Genomic DNA, 15,850 nt, shown 5'->3' on the forward strand with positions numbered 1-15,850 from the left:
GATTACGTGACGAAGTATTTTATGAATATTTATTAGCGTGCGTGAATATTTGGGGATAGAATCTAGTCATGACGATTTCAGTAGCTGTCTCCGGCGCCAGCGGATACGCCGGCGGAGAAGTCCTTCGCATTCTTGCGGCCCATCCAGAAGTAGAGATTGGCGCGATCACCGCACATTCTCAGGCCGGAGCACGCCTGGGCTCCATCGCACCGAACCTGTACGCGCTCGCCGATCGCGTATTGGTTGATACCACCGTAGAGAATCTGGCCGGTCACGACGTAGTCTTCCTCGCCTTGCCCCACGGTGCTTCGGCCGCTGTGGCTGCAGCGCTGCCAGAGAACACCTTGGTCATCGACGCCGGGGCGGATCACCGCCTTGAATCAGCAGCCGCCTGGGAAAAGTTCTACGGTTCGCCCCACGCAGGTTTCTGGCCCTATGGACTTCCAGAGCTACCCGGCCAGCGGGAACAGCTGGTCGGAACCAAGCGCGTGGCAGTTCCCGGGTGTTACCCGACCGGGGGCCAACTAGCGTTGGCGCCAGGTTTCGGCGCTGGAGTCTTGGAAGCTGACGACGTCGTGATTGTTTCGGCTTCCGGCACCTCCGGTGCGGGCAAGTCACTGAAGCCAAACCTGTTGGGCAGCGAAGTGATGGGTTCAATGAGCACCTACGGAGTCGGCGGCATCCACCGCCACATCCCAGAAATGGAACAGGGTTTCTCCAAACTGGCCGGCGAGCCGGTCACCGTTTCCTTCACCCCAACCCTGGCGCCGATGCCACGCGGAATTCTCACCACCGCCACCGCCAAGGTGAAAGCCGGCGTAAGTGAGGCGCAACTGCGTGAAGCCTGGGTTAACGCCTACGCCAACGAGCAATTTGTTCACGTACTGCCCGAAGGCCAATGGCCTACCACCGGGGCCGTACAAGGATCCAACCACGTCCAACTACAGCTGGCCTTTGATACTCACGCCAACCGTGTCATTGTTACCGCCGCGCTGGATAACCTCACCAAGGGCACCGCAGGAGCCGCCGTTCAGTCGATGAACATCGCCCTAGGATTGCCAGAAAACACCGGATTGCTCATGCAAGGAGTCGCACCGTGAGCCTCGCCCACACCAATACCCACCCGTCAGCCCCTGCCACGGGAGTCACCGCACCGGCAGGCTTTTCTGCCTCGGGTGTCCCAGCAGGACTCAAGTCCACGGGCAAGAACGATGTTGTTCTGGTGCAAAACCATGGCCCGAACTTCGCTGCCGCCGGAGTCTTCACCTCAAACCGTGTGGCGGCCGCACCGGTGCATTGGTCACGCCAGGTCCTAGTAGATTCCCGCATTGACGCGGTCCTGCTGAACTCAGGTGGCGCCAATGCTTGCACCGGTGCCGAGGGATTTGGCAATACGCACAAGAGCGCCGAATATGTAGCTGAACTACTCGGTGTGTCCGCTTCGGATGTGGCTGTGGCCTCCACCGGGCTGATCGGCGTACAACTGCCCATGGACAAGCTACTGCCGGGCGTGAAAGCTGCCGCCCAATCTTTGGCCACCGATCAAAATGCCTCCGATCAGGCCGCCGCCGGCATCATGACCACCGATACCGTGCCGAAGCTGGTCTCCCGACTGGTGGGTCCTCACGGTTCTGACCAAGTCACCATCGGCGGCATGGCCAAGGGTGCGGGCATGCTCGCCCCAGCACTGGCCACCATGCTGGTGGTCTTGACCACCGATGCGGAGCTCAGTGCTGAGCAGGCCGATACCGCATTGCGTGCGGCCACCGCGATGAGTTTTGATCGGGCCGATTCCGATGGCTGTATGTCCACCAACGACACCGTGTTGTTGCTGGCCTCCGGCGCTTCGGGCAGCACCCCGGATATCGCCGAGTTCACCGCAGCGCTCACCGATGCCTGCTGCGAGTTGGCCGCGAAGCTGATCGAAGATGCCGAGGGCGCCGATCACACCATCGCCATCCGTACCTACAATGCCGCCACCGAAGCCGACGCGCTGGAAGTTTCCAAGGCCGTTTCCCGCTCCAACCTGGTCAAGACCGCGGTCTTTGGTAAGGACCCCAACTGGGGGCGTGTGCTCTCCGAAGTGGGCACCACCAAGGCCGCCTTCGAGGCCGATGAGCTGAACGTCTCGATCAACGGCGTGATGGTCTGTAAAAACGGTGGGGTCGGCGAAGATCGCAACCTGGTCAGTCTGGAAGAACGCAATGTGTCCATCGAGATCGATTTGAACGCCGGGGATGAAGAAGCCACGGTGCTGACCAACGATCTGACTCACGACTACGTCCACGAAAACTCCGCTTACTCCAGCTAGGAACGATCCACATGGCCCAAAGTATCCGCACCAACCTGGAAACCGCCGCGACCAAAGCCGAAGCGCTGATCGAAGCGCTTCCATGGATTCAGCGCTTCGCCGGCACCACCATGGTCATCAAATATGGTGGCAACGCCATGGTCAACGACGAGCTGCGCCGCGCCTTCGCGCAAGACATCGTCTTCCTGCGACATGCCGGGGTCAACCCAGTAGTAGTGCACGGCGGCGGGCCACAGATCAACAAAATGCTCGACACCTTGGGCATCGAGTCCGAGTTCCGCGGGGGACTACGCGTAACCACCCCCGAGGCCATGGATGTGGTGCGCATGGTCCTTACCGGGCAGGTGCAGCGCGATCTGGTCGGCCTGATCAACTCACACGGTCCCTACTCGGTGGGCATGTCCGGTGAGGACGGCGCCACCTTGCAGGCGGTACGTACCGGGACCATCGTCGACGGGCTGCCAGTGGATCTGGGTCTGGTCGGCGAGGTCACCCGGGTACGCACCGATCAGGTTGACTCCTTGGTAGACGCCGGAATGATCCCGGTCATTTCCACCGTCGCCCCGGAATTTGATGAACAGGGTGATCCGACCGGCGCGATCCTGAATGTGAACGCCGATACCGCCGCGGCCGCGCTGGCCAGCGCGCTGGGCGCCACCAAGCTGGTGATCCTCACCGACGTGGAGGGCCTCTACGCAGCCTGGCCAGATAAGTCCTCGCTGATCACTTCGATCACCAACGATGAGCTGCGTACGATGCTGCCTTCCCTAGAATCGGGCATGATCCCCAAGATGGGTGCGTGCCTGAAAGCCGTCGACGAGGGCGTGGGCCAGGCGCACATCGTGGATGGTCGAGCCCCGCACTCGATGCTGCTAGAGATCTTCACCACCGCCGGCGTGGGCACCCAGGTGCTCCCGGCCCCCGTCACCAATCAGAAGGACACCAAGTGAGCGAACTTTCAGCGGATACCGCCATCGCCACCGAACACGTACAAGAACTGACCGGACTCTCCAGCGCTGCCTTATCCGAGCGCTACTCCAACTCGCTGCTGGGCGTATTTGGCACCCCGCAGCGGGTGCTAGTGCGCGGGGCCGGCTGCCACGTCTGGGATGCCGATGGCAACCAGTACCTGGATCTGCTCGGCGGTATCGCAGTTAATACCCTTGGTCACGCCAACCCCTTGCTGACCAGTGTGATCACCAGCCAACTGGCCACCTTGGGGCACGTGTCCAACTTCTTCACCTCGCCGAGCCAGATCGCCCTGGCCGAAAAGCTACTAGAAATTTCTGCCGCCCCGGCTGGGTCTAAGGTCTTCTTCGCCAACTCCGGCACCGAAGCCAATGAGGCGGCGCTGAAGCTCACCCGGCGCAATACCGGCACGCCCGAAAACCCGCGCACCAAGGTGATCGCCCTGGAACACGCCTTCCACGGCCGAACCCTGGGTGCACTGTCACTGACCTACAAGGAAAAGTACCGCGCGCCTTTTGCCCCGCTGCCAGAAAATGTCATCTGGATTCCTGCAGGAGATATCGACGCACTCCGCGCGGCGGTCGATGAGAGCGTAGCGGCAGTGTTTATCGAGCCGATCCAGGGTGAAGCCGGGGTGCGCATGCTCTCGGAAAAGTACCTGCAAGCCGCCCGCGAGATCACAGCTACCGCTGGCGCCCTGCTGGTCTTCGACGAGGTGCAATCCGGCATGGGGCGCACCGGCTCCTTCTTCGCCTCAGCACCGGTGATTCCCGATGTGATGACCCTAGCCAAGGGGCTGGGCGGGGGCTTCCCTATCGGCGCGATGATCGTCTTCGGTGAAGAGAACACCGCATGGCTGACCCCGGGCGATCACGGCACCACCTTTGGCGGCAACCCAGTGGCGTGCGCGGCTGGCTTGGCCGTCATCCACACCATCGAGTCGCAGAATCTGCTGGCTCAGGTGCGAGCGACCGGGGATTGGTTGCGTGAGCAACTTTCTGATATTGCCGGTCTGAGCGCAGTGCGCGGGGCAGGGATGCTCACCGCCTTCGAACTAGCAGAAGCCAACGCGCCGAAGCTGGTAACCGCGGCCCTGGACGCCGGGTTCATCGTGAACGCCACCGACGATTCCACCATCCGCCTGGCCCCACCACTGGTGATCACCAAAGAACAACTGGGCAGCTTCATCGATGTCCTGCCACAGCTGATTGCCGCCGCCAGCTAATCGCCGACGAAAATTTCGCACAATTTTAAGGACCTACACATGAGCACTACCCGCCACTTTTTGACCGACCTGGATTTCACCCCCGACGAGCAGTCCAAGGTGCTGGATCTGGCCGCAGCCATGAAGGCCGACAAGTACGGTTACCAGCCTTTCGCCGGCCCACAAACCGTCGCGGTCTTCTTCGACAAAACTTCCACCCGCACCCGCGTCTCCTTCCATGCCGGCATCGCAGAACTCGGCGGCTCGCCGCTGATTATCAACTCCGGCGAATCCCAGTTGGGCCACAAGGAGTCCATCGCCGACTCCGCCAAGGTGCTCGAACGCATGGTCTCCACCATCGTCTGGCGCACCTACGCACAGTCCGGGCTAGAAGAAATGGCGGCCAATTCATCGGTGCCCGTGATCAACGCACTGAGCGATGACTACCACCCGTGCCAGCTGATCGCCGATCTGCTCACCGTGCGTGAGCACAAGGGAGCCACGCAGGGTCTGAAAATGGCCTACCTGGGCGATGCGGCGAACAACATGGCCAACTCCTACCTGCTGGCCGGAGTCACCGCCGGCATGCACGTGGCCATCGCCGGCCCAGAAGGTTACCTGCCTGCCGAGTCGATCATCAACGCCGCTCAAGAACGCGCCGCGCTCACCGGCGGGTCGGTCACCATCACCACCGATGCCCTCGCGGCGTTGAAAGATGCCGACGTGGTCGTGACCGACACTTGGGTCTCCATGGGACAGGAAGATGAGAAGGAAGCACGCCTGAAACTATTCACCGACTATTCGGTGACCGCCGAGGCGATGAAGCTGGCCAGTCACGACGCGATCGTGCTGCATTGCCTACCTGCCTACCGTGGCTACGAAATTTCTGCCGAGGTCATCGATGGGCCACAATCGGTAGTATTCGACGAGGCCGAAAACCGCGTGCACGCCCAGAAGGCCGTGATGACGTGGTTGATGGTCGCCTCCGGGCTGGCCGAAGATGCCCGAGTGGAGCTCTAACATGACCACCCAGCCAAGCACCAAAACTGCCCGGCAGGCGCGCATCCGCGCCTTCTTGGGTAATAACTCGGTCAAGTCGCAGGCCGAATTGCTCGGACTGCTCAAGGACGACGGGCTGGAGGTCACCCAGGCCACACTTTCGCGCGATCTGGTGGAGATCGGCGCGGTGCGCATCCGCGATCACTCAGGTCAGCTGATCTACGCGGTGCGCCAAGAAGGCGGGGATCGTTCCCCACAGACCGCCATTACCCAGGAAGTGCTCGACGCGCGCCTGGCTAAAATCTGTGCCGAGCAGTTGGTTACCGCCGAAGCCTCTGGAAATATCGTGGTGCTGCGTACCCCGCCGGGCGCGGCAAATCTACTGGCCCTGGCCATCGACCACTCGCAAATGCCGCTGATTTTGGGCTGTATCGCCGGCGATGACACCATCATGGTCACCACCCGCGAGGTGGATGGGGGAGCCGAGGTGGCTGCCCGCTTCCTGGCGCTGGCCGAACCGCGCTAACTCATGCACCAACCGCCACGCACTTATCCACAGTGCGTGGCGGTTTGCTGGTTAACCCGCCGGGCTGGTCGCATGATCACTGCATGGAGAACAAGTCTTTTGCCGGCGCCCTTGGCACGCTCACCGAGCAGCTGGCCTCGGGAATGGACCTTGAGCCGCAGCAACTGCTGCAGGCCGAAGCCTCATGCCTGCAATTGTTCGAACTGATCGGTGCCCAAGCCACTGCGACCTCCGATCCGCGCGTGGCGCTGGCCCATGCCACCTTCACCGAGGCATTTAGCCGCCAAAGCACCCGCGCCACCATCATCGCCGCCAGCACCGTGGAGACCACCGCCGCCCACGCCCTGCACGTTAATGAATTTGACGATCTGCGCGCCGGGCTCACGGATTTTAGCGCCGAACCGGTCTTCGCCCCAGGACGCACCCTCTACAAAGACGCGGCCGAGGCCCTTTCCAGTGTCCTGGGCCTGAACTATTTTGAAGCAGCCCGCCGCGTCAGCGATGCCCACCTCGTCCACGCCCGCCGGGATATCACCGGAGCGGGGTGCGCCCCACGCTTCACCCGTTTGGCCGAGCATTTCGCGCCGCACCCAGCGCTCGACTCAGCGCCCGACTCCACCGCCAGTGGCGATCGGTCTTGGCAACTACCGGAGGTGGCCTCCCGCCCCGACCCTCGCGAAGTGCTCAAAACCGCCCGCGCATTGGAGAAGTTTGAACCCACGGACACCACCTTTGAAGGGATCCCCACCTCGGCCACCGCCACGGCCAGCGATGGGGAGCTACTCGAATCTCATGCAGCCACGTACCTGAACGAACCGCAGGTGCGCACCCGTAACAAACGTCTGAACACGCTGATCAGGAACTACAAAGAGGAGAACGGTGAAACAAAGACTCCGCAACTAGGGCTGTTTCGCGGCAAGGTAGTCAATGGGGTGCACGAATTTATCGTCCGGGTTCGCGCCATGGATGCCGAAGTCTGGGAGTCGCTGATCGCCCAAGCGGATAACAAGCGGACCAAAGCCGGCGCCGCTGCGCGCGCTTCCTGCCAAACAGCGGACCCATCTGCCAACCCATCCGCTGAGTCATCGACCGACCCGGCACCCTCGGGCCAAGCCGCAGGCGAGCGTACCTCGCAGAACGATGGAACTGCCCGGCCCGAAACTAAAGCAGGCGCCGAGCCTGAATCGGCGCCGGACGCTGAGCCAGAGATTGACGAACTGTGGCACAGCGATGATCCCATTCCCGACTGGGCTCGGACACATGAGGCCCCAAACGACGCTGGCCCAAACGACGCCGGCCCGGCTGAGTCGGCAACACCTGATCTTGCGCATCCGCTCAACGGCCCACCGGTGATAATGGGGGACTGCAGTGTTCCAGAGCGCAGGCTCAACGCACTCAACGCGATCCTGCGTAACGCTGATCCCGGATCCACCGGCCAACGAGTGACACCTGAAATCGTGGTGCATGCAAACTACGCGGACCTGCGTGATCTCGCTTCGCTGACCGGCCTGAGCGCCCACGGGGTGAAACTGAGCGCGCCGGAATTACGCACTATGCTTTGCGAGGCCAAAATTCTCAGCCCGATTTACAACGCCGACGGGGTGATCATGGACATCGGCCGCGACGCCAGACTCTTCCCACGCTGGATGAAGTTAGCTGCTCGCGATCGTGATGGCGGTTGTTTGGTCCCCGGCTGTACCGCCGAACCAGAACTACTGGAATTCCATCACTTTAAACCCTGGGCCAAAGGTGGTCGCACCAGATTGCAGGACTGTTGCCCGTTGTGCACCAAACACCATGTGATGGTTCACAGTGGTTACCTCACACTGGTCAAGATTAAGGGCCTAGTCTACGTGATTCTGCCCAAGCATCTGGATCCCGACCAGATCCCGAGGCGCAATACCTACTTCGCTCGGACCTGAGGCGAAACGCGCTCACATATACAACTGCCAGCTCTTGGCACGGTGCTTCACCGTGCCTAGAGCTGGCAGTTGTGCGTTACAGGCCTAGACGCCTAGGTGGTCAGGCGGCGAGTTCGGCTACCGCCTGAATTGAGAAGGCCCGAGAGAATGCAGCCTCTACCTGATCCGTATGGGCCACCAACACAATCTTATGGATCGGAGAAATGTGTTTATTGGTGTCGATCCATCGCGAAATGGACTCGAAAGCAATGTCGGCAACCTGATCGGGATCCCAACCAAAAGTCCCAGCTCCGATGGCCGGGAAGGCGATGGAGTGGGCATCATGACGGGCCGCTACGTAGAGCGAATTCACGAAGCAGTCGGCCAAGATTTTTGGATTTGGTTTAATCAACGCTAGGTTGGGCGCCGCTGTGTGTACGACCCACTTAGCCTGCAGGTCCCCGGCCTTAGTGGCTACCGCAATGCCGGAGGGAATCCCGTCCGGGTAGCGCTGAGTTCGAACTTCTCGGCATGCGGCGAGCAGGCTGGGCCCAGCGGCATCGTGAATCGCCCCGTCAACGCCTCCGCCACCTAATAGCGAGGGGTTGGCGGCGTTGACAATGGCATCAACATGCAGGGTGGTGATATCGCCCCGGTACAACTGGATTTCCATTTCGTACCTCCGAAGTTAGTTCCGATTCGGTTATGGACAACACCATACGCCCGGGCAACGTGGACGGGAAGAGATTAATATTCGAGTTTCCTGTGTGTCGCCTCGGTGTGGATGATCCGCGTCAAAATTGCATGTTTCCACGCAACGGTGAATATTTATGAGTAGCATTGCATAAAACTTTGCTAGAGTGGGACGCAGTGCAAATTTTTACCGGCAGAAAGGAACAGGCAATGGCCTCGTCAACAAATGAAGGATCGCTCTGGGGTGGGCGTTTCTCCGGCGGACCCGCGGATGCGATGGCTGCGCTGAGCAAGTCCACTCATTTCGACTGGCGCCTAGCCAGCTACGATATTGCCGGTTCCCGTGCCCACGCGAAGGTCTTGAACCGAGCAGGCTTGCTCACCGATGCAGAGCTGAGCGACATGATCGCTGCGTTGGACCAGCTTGAAGCTGATGTGAAATCGAAAACCTACGTCGCGGCGGAAACTGACGAAGATGTGCACGGCTCGCTGGAGCGAGGACTGTTGGAACGAGCCGGGACCCAACTTGGTGGCAAGTTGCGCGCCGGCCGCTCGCGTAATGATCAGATCGCAACCCTAGGCCGGATGTTCCTGCGTGACCACGCCCGCATTATCGCCGGCGGCGTCATTGACACCCTCGATGCCATGCTCGAACAGGTCAAGGCCCACCCCTACGCTCCGATGCCCGGACGTACTCACCTGCAGCACGCTCAACCGATCCTGCTTTCACATCTTTTGCTGGCGTACTCGTGGCCGTTGTTACGTGACGTACAGCGCTTGGTCGACTGGGACAAACGCGCCGGGATTTCCCCGTATGGATCAGGAGCGCTGGCTGGCCAGACGCTGGGTCTAGACCCTAACTTCGTAGCCGAGCAGCTGGGCTTCGACTCGGCAGTTCACAACTCCATCGATGGCACCGCCGCCCGCGACGTCTTCGCCGAGTTCTCGTGGATCGCCGCGATGATCGGCGTGGATCTCTCCCGCGTGTCCGAAGAGGTCATTCTCTGGGCTACCAAGGAATTTAGTTTCGTGAAGTTGCACGATTCCTTCTCCACTGGTTCCTCGATCATGCCGCAGAAGAAGAACCCAGATATCGCCGAGCTGGCCCGCGGAAAGGCGGGGCGTCTGATCGGCGATCTGACTGGCCTGCTGGCTACCCTCAAGGCCCTGCCCCTGGCCTACAACCGCGACCTGCAAGAAGATAAGGAACCGGTCTTCGATGCGGCCGACACCTTGGAAATTCTCTTGCCGGCGGTGGCAGGCATGATGGGCACGCTGACCTTCAATACCGAGCGTATGGCAGAACTTGCCCCGCAGGGCTTCGCGCTGGCGACCGACATTGCCGAATGGCTGGTCCGTCAGGGCGTACCGTTCCGCGACGCGCATGAGCTCTCCGGCGCAGCCGTGCAGTTGGCTGAGTCGCGCGGTGTTGAACTCTGGGATTTGACCGACGAAGAATACGCTGGCATTTCCGAGCACCTCACCCCACAGGTGCGCGAAGTACTCTCCACCGAGGGCTCGCTGAACGCTCGTAATGGCCAGGGTGGTACCGCACCGAGCGCGGTGGCCGCACAGCTCGTTGAGTTTGAGCGTCAGCTCGCTGAGGTTAAGGCCTGGGTTCAGTAAGTTCTCACGCTGTACATTTTTGCCGGTGGCTACAGGGCTCTAGGGTTCTGTAGCCACCGGTTTTTGCCATCGTGCCGCGGCGACATCCTTGGATCGACCGGGCAGATCGCACTGTGATTTTCTTGGCTCACGCTAGAGTGTGTGCCATGGCACAACTACTGGCACCAGCTGAACTTACCGCACAGGTCACCCACGCTTTGGACGAGCTCGTCGAGCAGTTGCGAGCGATGCCGCTCACGAGCTATCCCAAGCCCAGTTCATTACCCGGATGGAGCACCGCGCAGCTCATAGCGCACCTGGCCTCGTTAGCTAAGGCCGCGGTCCGCCAAATTGACAACGCGGGTGCCTCCCAGTTGCCCCAGATGTACGACGGGGGAGTCGACGGCCGCATCCAGGCCATCAATATGACCGCGCTGATGCGTCCAGAGTCGCTGCAGGCTTTGGCTCTGGACTCATTGGCGCAGCTGCGCGCCACACTGCAAGGGGCCGAAAAGTCGTGGTCGCAGCCGGTCGGATATCGTCCCGGGGCGCAGGTCGCCGATATGATGTATGCCACTTGGCGCGAAATGTTGATCCACGCGACCGATCTTGACGCGATGGTGCGTCCGCCGGTTTTGTGGCCGGCAGAATTTTGTGAGCATCTCTTCCGTGCTCTTGAGGCTCGTGTGCCCGAAAATAGTCGTTTGGTTCTTCAGCCCCATGGCAAACCCAGCATTGTCTTGGGGCAAGGCAAAAAGTCGTGGGTACTCTCGGGAACTGATTTTGACTTAGCTGCCTGGCTGGCCGGTCGAGTGAGCTCGGGGGCAGTGCGAGTTACCGCCGCCGCGGATGGGGTGGAAGACCCGCAACTATTGCCTTGGCCCAGCGACCGATTGCTGCAACGTTAACCCCTTGGCTGCATGAACATGAAGTAGATGTGCTCATAATTATGCGCCGCTGCGTATTCGCCGACGCGCAAAAGGACTAAAATTGTTAGGCGTGACTACTTCTGAGAGCATTAGCGACCTGCTGGACCGACTGTGCAAGATTGTCCCTGACTACCCGCAACCCGGGATCTCATTTAAGGACCTGACCCCGGTATTTGCCGACCCGGTGGGCCTGCGCCGCATGGTCGACGAATTGATCGCCCCCTTTGAAGGGCAGTTCGACATCGTCGCTGGCCTGGAAGCGCGTGGCTTTGTCTTGGCCGCAGCGGCTGCCTACGCCTCGGGAAAGGGCATGCTGACCATTCGCAAGGCGGGCAAGCTTCCACGCGAGGTGTACCGCGATGAGTACACCTTGGAGTACGGGACCAGCTGCCTGGAAGTGCATAAAGACGAGGTCGCCCCGGGAACTCGCGTGCTGATTCTTGATGACGTGCTGGCCACCGGCGGTACGGTCGGCTCGGCGGTACGCCTGATCGAGCAGACCGGTGCTCTCATCGCCGGCGTCGGCGTCGTCTTGGAATTGGACGGACTGAACGGGCGCGATCAGCTCACCGGCCACGAGGTGCTGTCCTTACAACTCGTGCACTCCTAAACAATTTCACGCCGCTGGCGAACAGCGGGCCACAGCGCCACCGCGATGACCCCTCGCGGGGTAAAAGGCGCGTATGATTATCTGTCCTGTGTTTTTTGCGCAGGAGCAGATTTTGAGCGCGAGGGGAACTAGGTTGACCGAGACGATCGAACGTGACCTGTTAGCTGAATCCGAGTATGTGGGTCGCTTGTACGCGCGGCTTGATGAGCTACGCGCGGAGAAGGTTGAACAACTGGAGCGGACCCGTGCTCAAGGAGCGGTCGGCACCTTCCAGAATATGTCCGAACGCGACTCATTTGCGACCCTTTATGAGGATCGGATCGCGCAATTGGACGCTGTGCAAGATCGTCTGGTCTTCGGTCGATTGGATATGGCCGGCGATCAGAAATCCCCGCGTTACATCGGACGTATTGGCTTGTCAGATGAAGAGCTCAACCGGATGATGATCGACTGGCGCGCCACCGAGGCCGCACCGTTTTATCAGGCCACTGCGCGTAACCCGCGCGGGGTTCGTCGCCGTCGCCACCTAATGCTCAAGGGGCGTTCGGTGGCCGGAATTGAAGACGACGTGCTCGATGCAACCTGGCTGGATGAGGGGCACACGCACCACGGCGAGGGCGCGCTCATGGCCGCATTGCGCGAGAAGCGCACCGGTCGCATGGGAGACATCGTCGGCACCATTCAGGCCGAACAGGACGCGATTATCCGCGCGCAACTGCCCGGCGCTGTGGTGGTCCAAGGTGGCCCAGGCACCGGCAAGACCGCGGTGGCTTTGCACCGTGCGGCCTTCCTGCTCTACGAATACCGTGAACGGCTCAAGAACGCCGGCGTGCTGATCGTGGGCCCCTCAAATTCCTTTATGCGCTACATTGAGCGCGTTTTGCCTTCTCTGGGTGAGACCGGTGTGGTGATGTCCTCGGTGGGCGATCTGTATCATGGCCTGCACGCGGTGCCGGAGCGTGATCGCACCGTAGCCCGGCTCAAAGGCCAGCTCTCCATGGCCAAGGTGATCGCCAATGCGGTGCACAATCGCCAGCGGCTGATCGCAAATCCACGCACAGTGGTAGTTGAGGGCACCCGCCTGAGTGTGACCCCAAAAATGATCAAAAATGCGCGTGAACGTGCCCGTCATACGCACAAACCCTATAACGAGGCGCGCGAAACCTTCACCAAGGTCGTAGTGGGCGAGCTTGCTGAGCAGTTGCGCCGGAAGCTGGAGGAATCTGCCGGGCAGTCCTCCACCAACGACCGTTCCTACCTGCCGCAGGAAGTGCGTGAGTCCTACGACGTGCGCATTTTGCTGAACCTGTGCTGGATGCCGATGACTCCGGCCCAGTTGGTGAGTGAACTGTTTGCCAACCCGCATCTGCTGGCCGCTGCAGCGCCAAAGTTAAAAGAGGCCGAGCGCGACGCGTTGTATCGACGAGCAGGTTCCCCTTTTACCGAAGCCGATGTGCCGTTGCTCGATGAAGCGGCCCAGCTATTGGGTGACTTTGTGGACCCAAATGTAGCTGCTCATACCGCTGCATATGAGGCCGACGTCGAAAACGCCAAGGCTGCCCTGCAGAATATGCATACGATGCTGGAGAATGCAGGAATCGACGGGGTGATTACCGCCGAGCAGGTCGCCGGGGTGAACCAAGAAACGGCCGCGAAGCTTTCGGCTGCCGAACGAGCAGTAGTCGACCGCACCTGGGCCTACGGACATATCGTCGTTGACGAAGCACAGGAGCTCTCCCCGATGCAGTGGCGTTTACTGGTGCGCCGTTGCCCGATGAAATCCTTCACCATCGTTGGCGACATCGCCCAAACTTCGGCTGCTTCCGGCGCGAGTAGTTGGGCACAAGCACTTGAGCCGTTCTTCGGCGACCGTTTCGACTTAGAAGAGCTGAGCGTCAACTATCGCACGCCGGCCCAGATTGCCGATGCTGCAGTGCGTGTGGCCCAAGCTGCCGGTCTGCGCATCACCACCCCGCAGGCAGTACGTGAGGGGGACTGGCCACCGGTCTTGACCCGCAGCACCGAATCGAATCTAGAAGACACGGTGCTTGTTGCCCTAGCGCAGGAGCTGGAATATTCTCGTGGCGGGTTGCAGGCGGTGATCGTGCCCCAACAGAATTTGGCCAGCCTTCGTGACGCAGTCAGCAAGAAATATGGCCAACGCGTCGGCACCGGTTCTGGCGGTCTGAGCCAGGACATTGTGGTGATTTCCGCGCGTGAGTCCAAGGGCCTGGAATTTGACGGTGTGCTGCTAGTTGAGCCAGCCCAGCTGGTCGCCGAGGTTGATGGAGGAGTGGGCGATTTGTACGTGGCGATGACTCGTACTACGCAACGCCTGCACGTGGTACACAGCCAAGAGCTGCCGCAGGGATTGCGCGCCTAAATTAAGCGCCAACTGGCACTTGCCGATGACCAGAGGATAATCTGGGAACTGTGCGCCGGCGGGCAACCCCAACGCTCGGCGCGAGAATCAGGCGCGCGTGAATTTTCCACGCGTACTAGGGGCAGAACGAAGAATGAAAATTGGTCACAGAGAGCATGTCTGAAACTAAGCAGAATCCGGTCATTGCCGGACAGAGTAATGACGCATCTTTCCAGAACATCTGGCAGGAGTTGAAGTGGCGCGGCCTGGTGCACGTGTCCACCGACGAAGCCGAGCTGGAGCGAGCACTGTCCGAAGAGACTGTGACCTACTATTGCGGTTTTGACCCCACCGCGCCCTCATTGCACCTGGGCAACCTGGTGCAGTTGTTGAATATGCGCCGCCTGCAACTGGCCGGACACAAACCGTTGGCATTGGTGGGTGGTTCCACCGGTTTGATCGGCGATCCACGCCAAACTGCCGAGCGCACCTTGAACACCAAGGAGACCGTGAACGAATGGGTCGCTAAGCTGCAGGCTCAGGTTTCCCGCTTCCTGTCGGACGAAGGTGAGAATGCGGTCCGCCTAGTGAACAATTTGGATTGGACCCAGCAGCTTTCGGCGCTGGACTTCCTGCGCGATGTTGGTAAGTACTTCCGTGTGGGCACGATGATCAAGAAGGAGATCGTCGCCGCGCGTCTGAACTCCGACGAGGGCATTAGCTACACCGAATTCTCTTACCAGGTGTTACAGGGTTACGACTACCTCGAGCTCAACCGTCAGTACGGCTGCACTTTGCAAACCGGCGGTTCGGATCAGTGGGGTAACCTCACCAGCGGCACCGAGCTGATTCGAAAGGTGACGGGCAACTCGGCGTTCGCCTACGGCACCCCTTTGATCACCAACTCCGATGGCACCAAATTCGGCAAGTCCGAGGGCAACGCCATCTGGTTGGATGCTCAAATGTGCAGCCCGTACACCTTCTACCAGTTCTGGCTGAACACTGCCGATGCGGATGTGGTCAACCGCTTGAAGGTTTTCACCTTCTTGACTCGCGAGCAGATCGAAGCCCTCGAAGTTGAAATTGCCGAGCGTCCTTTCAAGCGCGTCGCCCAGCGCACCCTTGCCTGGGAAGTAACTTCGCTTGTACATGGTGAGCAAGCTACCGAACAGGTCATCGCAGCCTCGGCCGCAGTCTTCGGCAATGGTGATTTGAGCGCGATCGATCTTCCAACGCTGGAATCGGTGATCGCTGAATTGCCCACGGCAAAGGTCGCACCACAGGATCTTGGCATCTTGAACGTGCTCGTTGCTTCGGGGCTGAGCAAGTCGCAATCGGAAGCTCGCCGTACGGTGGGTGAAGGTGGTGCCTACGTGAATAACGAAAAGGTTGAAGGCATCGATGCTGAATTGAGCGAGTCGAATTTCCTTCACGGACGCTACGCCATCGTCCGCCGCGGCAAGAAGAACATGGCCGTTGTAGAACTAACCAACTAGCCGTTAGTTCGACCGCACTACACGAAACCACCAAAAAATGTTGTGAAGCAGCACACTTTTTTGGTGGTTTTGTTGTACCTAGTATTCAAATCTCCCAGTCAGACCGGGAATTAGACCATTTCTCCGACACGGTTACCGATTTTGTGTCTGTTGGGAATCCGTGTAAAGTTTTATCTCGCGCCGCTGATCGGAACGGACTGAAAAGGTCTGAAAGAAACAGTGGGGTGAACAAGTTGAAAACGTCG

General features: G+C 60.1%; 13 protein-coding genes. 12 read left to right on the forward strand and 1 reads right to left on the reverse strand.

What is annotated here, in order from left to right:
• Positions 1-68: 68 nt before the first annotated feature.
• The 7 genes from argC (at position 69) to FJV47_RS16360 (ending at position 7,931) form a co-directional block, all read left to right on the forward strand.
• Positions 69-1,100, forward strand: coding sequence for an N-acetyl-gamma-glutamyl-phosphate reductase (gene argC / locus FJV47_RS16330; RefSeq protein WP_159614843.1), 1,032 nt, complete (start codon positions 69-71; stop codon positions 1,098-1,100).
• Positions 1,097-2,311 carry a bifunctional glutamate N-acetyltransferase/amino-acid acetyltransferase ArgJ gene (argJ, locus tag FJV47_RS16335; RefSeq protein WP_159614845.1) on the forward strand — a complete coding sequence of 405 codons (1,215 nt, stop codon included), beginning with the start codon at positions 1,097-1,099 and terminating at the stop codon, positions 2,309-2,311. The genes argC and argJ overlap by 4 nt, the downstream gene beginning before the upstream one ends.
• 11 nt (positions 2,312-2,322) lie before the next feature.
• On the forward strand, positions 2,323-3,261 hold the full coding sequence (argB, locus tag FJV47_RS16340) for an acetylglutamate kinase (protein ID WP_159614847.1): 939 nt from the start codon (positions 2,323-2,325) through the stop codon (positions 3,259-3,261).
• Entirely contained in the window at positions 3,258-4,505 is a 1,248-nt protein-coding gene (locus FJV47_RS16345; RefSeq protein WP_159614849.1) for an acetylornithine transaminase, read from the forward strand. Before argB ends, FJV47_RS16345 begins: the two co-directional genes overlap by 4 nt.
• Before the next feature lie 39 nt (positions 4,506-4,544).
• Positions 4,545-5,504 carry an ornithine carbamoyltransferase gene (gene argF / locus FJV47_RS16350; RefSeq protein WP_159614851.1) on the forward strand — a complete coding sequence of 320 codons (960 nt, stop codon included), beginning with the start codon at positions 4,545-4,547 and terminating at the stop codon, positions 5,502-5,504.
• A gap of 1 nt (position 5,505) precedes the next feature.
• Entirely contained in the window at positions 5,506-6,009 is a 504-nt protein-coding gene (locus tag FJV47_RS16355) for an arginine repressor (protein WP_200832029.1), read from the forward strand.
• A gap of 83 nt (positions 6,010-6,092) precedes the next feature.
• Entirely contained in the window at positions 6,093-7,931 is a 1,839-nt protein-coding gene (locus tag FJV47_RS16360; protein ID WP_159614855.1) for an HNH endonuclease signature motif containing protein, read from the forward strand.
• A gap of 100 nt (positions 7,932-8,031) precedes the next feature.
• On the opposite strand, the gene FJV47_RS16365 is transcribed toward FJV47_RS16360, so the two are convergent.
• Positions 8,032-8,583 carry a macro domain-containing protein gene (locus FJV47_RS16365; protein WP_159614857.1) on the reverse strand — a complete coding sequence of 184 codons (552 nt, stop codon included), beginning with the start codon at positions 8,581-8,583 and terminating at the stop codon, positions 8,032-8,034.
• A 230-nt stretch (positions 8,584-8,813) separates the two neighbouring features.
• On the opposite strand from FJV47_RS16365, the gene argH reads away from it, so the two are divergent.
• From argH to tyrS, 5 genes are all read left to right on the forward strand, one after another.
• On the forward strand, positions 8,814-10,229 hold the full coding sequence (gene argH, locus FJV47_RS16370; protein ID WP_159614859.1) for an argininosuccinate lyase: 1,416 nt from the start codon (positions 8,814-8,816) through the stop codon (positions 10,227-10,229).
• Between the two features lie 146 nt (positions 10,230-10,375).
• A complete protein-coding gene (locus FJV47_RS16375; protein WP_159614861.1) occupies positions 10,376-11,116 on the forward strand; it encodes a maleylpyruvate isomerase family mycothiol-dependent enzyme in 741 nt (246 codons plus the stop codon).
• 82 nt (positions 11,117-11,198) lie between these two features.
• Complete coding sequence (locus FJV47_RS16380; RefSeq protein ID WP_159614863.1) at positions 11,199-11,747, forward strand: adenine phosphoribosyltransferase; 549 nt, start codon at positions 11,199-11,201, stop codon at positions 11,745-11,747.
• Positions 11,748-11,880: 133 nt separating this feature from the next.
• Positions 11,881-14,130 carry a UvrD-helicase domain-containing protein gene (locus FJV47_RS16385; RefSeq protein WP_235026507.1) on the forward strand — a complete coding sequence of 750 codons (2,250 nt, stop codon included), beginning with the start codon at positions 11,881-11,883 and terminating at the stop codon, positions 14,128-14,130.
• A 155-nt stretch (positions 14,131-14,285) separates the two neighbouring features.
• Positions 14,286-15,605 (forward strand): tyrosine--tRNA ligase, encoded by a 1,320-nt coding sequence (gene tyrS / locus FJV47_RS16390; protein ID WP_159614867.1) that lies wholly within the window; start codon positions 14,286-14,288, stop codon positions 15,603-15,605.
• Positions 15,606-15,850: the final 245 nt, after the last annotated feature.

This window comes from Glutamicibacter sp. JC586 (genome assembly GCF_009805585.1).
GTDB lineage: Bacteria > Actinomycetota > Actinomycetes > Actinomycetales > Micrococcaceae > Glutamicibacter.

Excerpts from the sequence above, each read along its gene's own strand:
- argC (WP_159614843.1), top strand. The coding sequence starts at position 69 with ATGACGATTTCAGTAGCTGTCTCCGGCGCCAGCGGATACGCCGGCGGA.
- argB (WP_159614847.1), top strand. The coding sequence starts at position 2,323 with ATGGCCCAAAGTATCCGCACCAACCTGGAAACCGCCGCGACCAAAGCC.
- argF (WP_159614851.1), top strand. The coding sequence starts at position 4,545 with ATGAGCACTACCCGCCACTTTTTGACCGACCTGGATTTCACCCCCGAC.
- FJV47_RS16355 (WP_200832029.1), top strand. The coding sequence starts at position 5,506 with ATGACCACCCAGCCAAGCACCAAAACTGCCCGGCAGGCGCGCATCCGC.
- FJV47_RS16360 (WP_159614855.1), top strand. The coding sequence starts at position 6,093 with ATGGAGAACAAGTCTTTTGCCGGCGCCCTTGGCACGCTCACCGAGCAG.
- FJV47_RS16365 (WP_159614857.1), bottom strand. The coding sequence starts at position 8,583 with ATGGAAATCCAGTTGTACCGGGGCGATATCACCACCCTGCATGTTGAT.
- argH (WP_159614859.1), top strand. The coding sequence starts at position 8,814 with ATGGCCTCGTCAACAAATGAAGGATCGCTCTGGGGTGGGCGTTTCTCC.
- FJV47_RS16375 (WP_159614861.1), top strand. The coding sequence starts at position 10,376 with ATGGCACAACTACTGGCACCAGCTGAACTTACCGCACAGGTCACCCAC.
- tyrS (WP_159614867.1), top strand. The coding sequence starts at position 14,286 with ATGTCTGAAACTAAGCAGAATCCGGTCATTGCCGGACAGAGTAATGAC.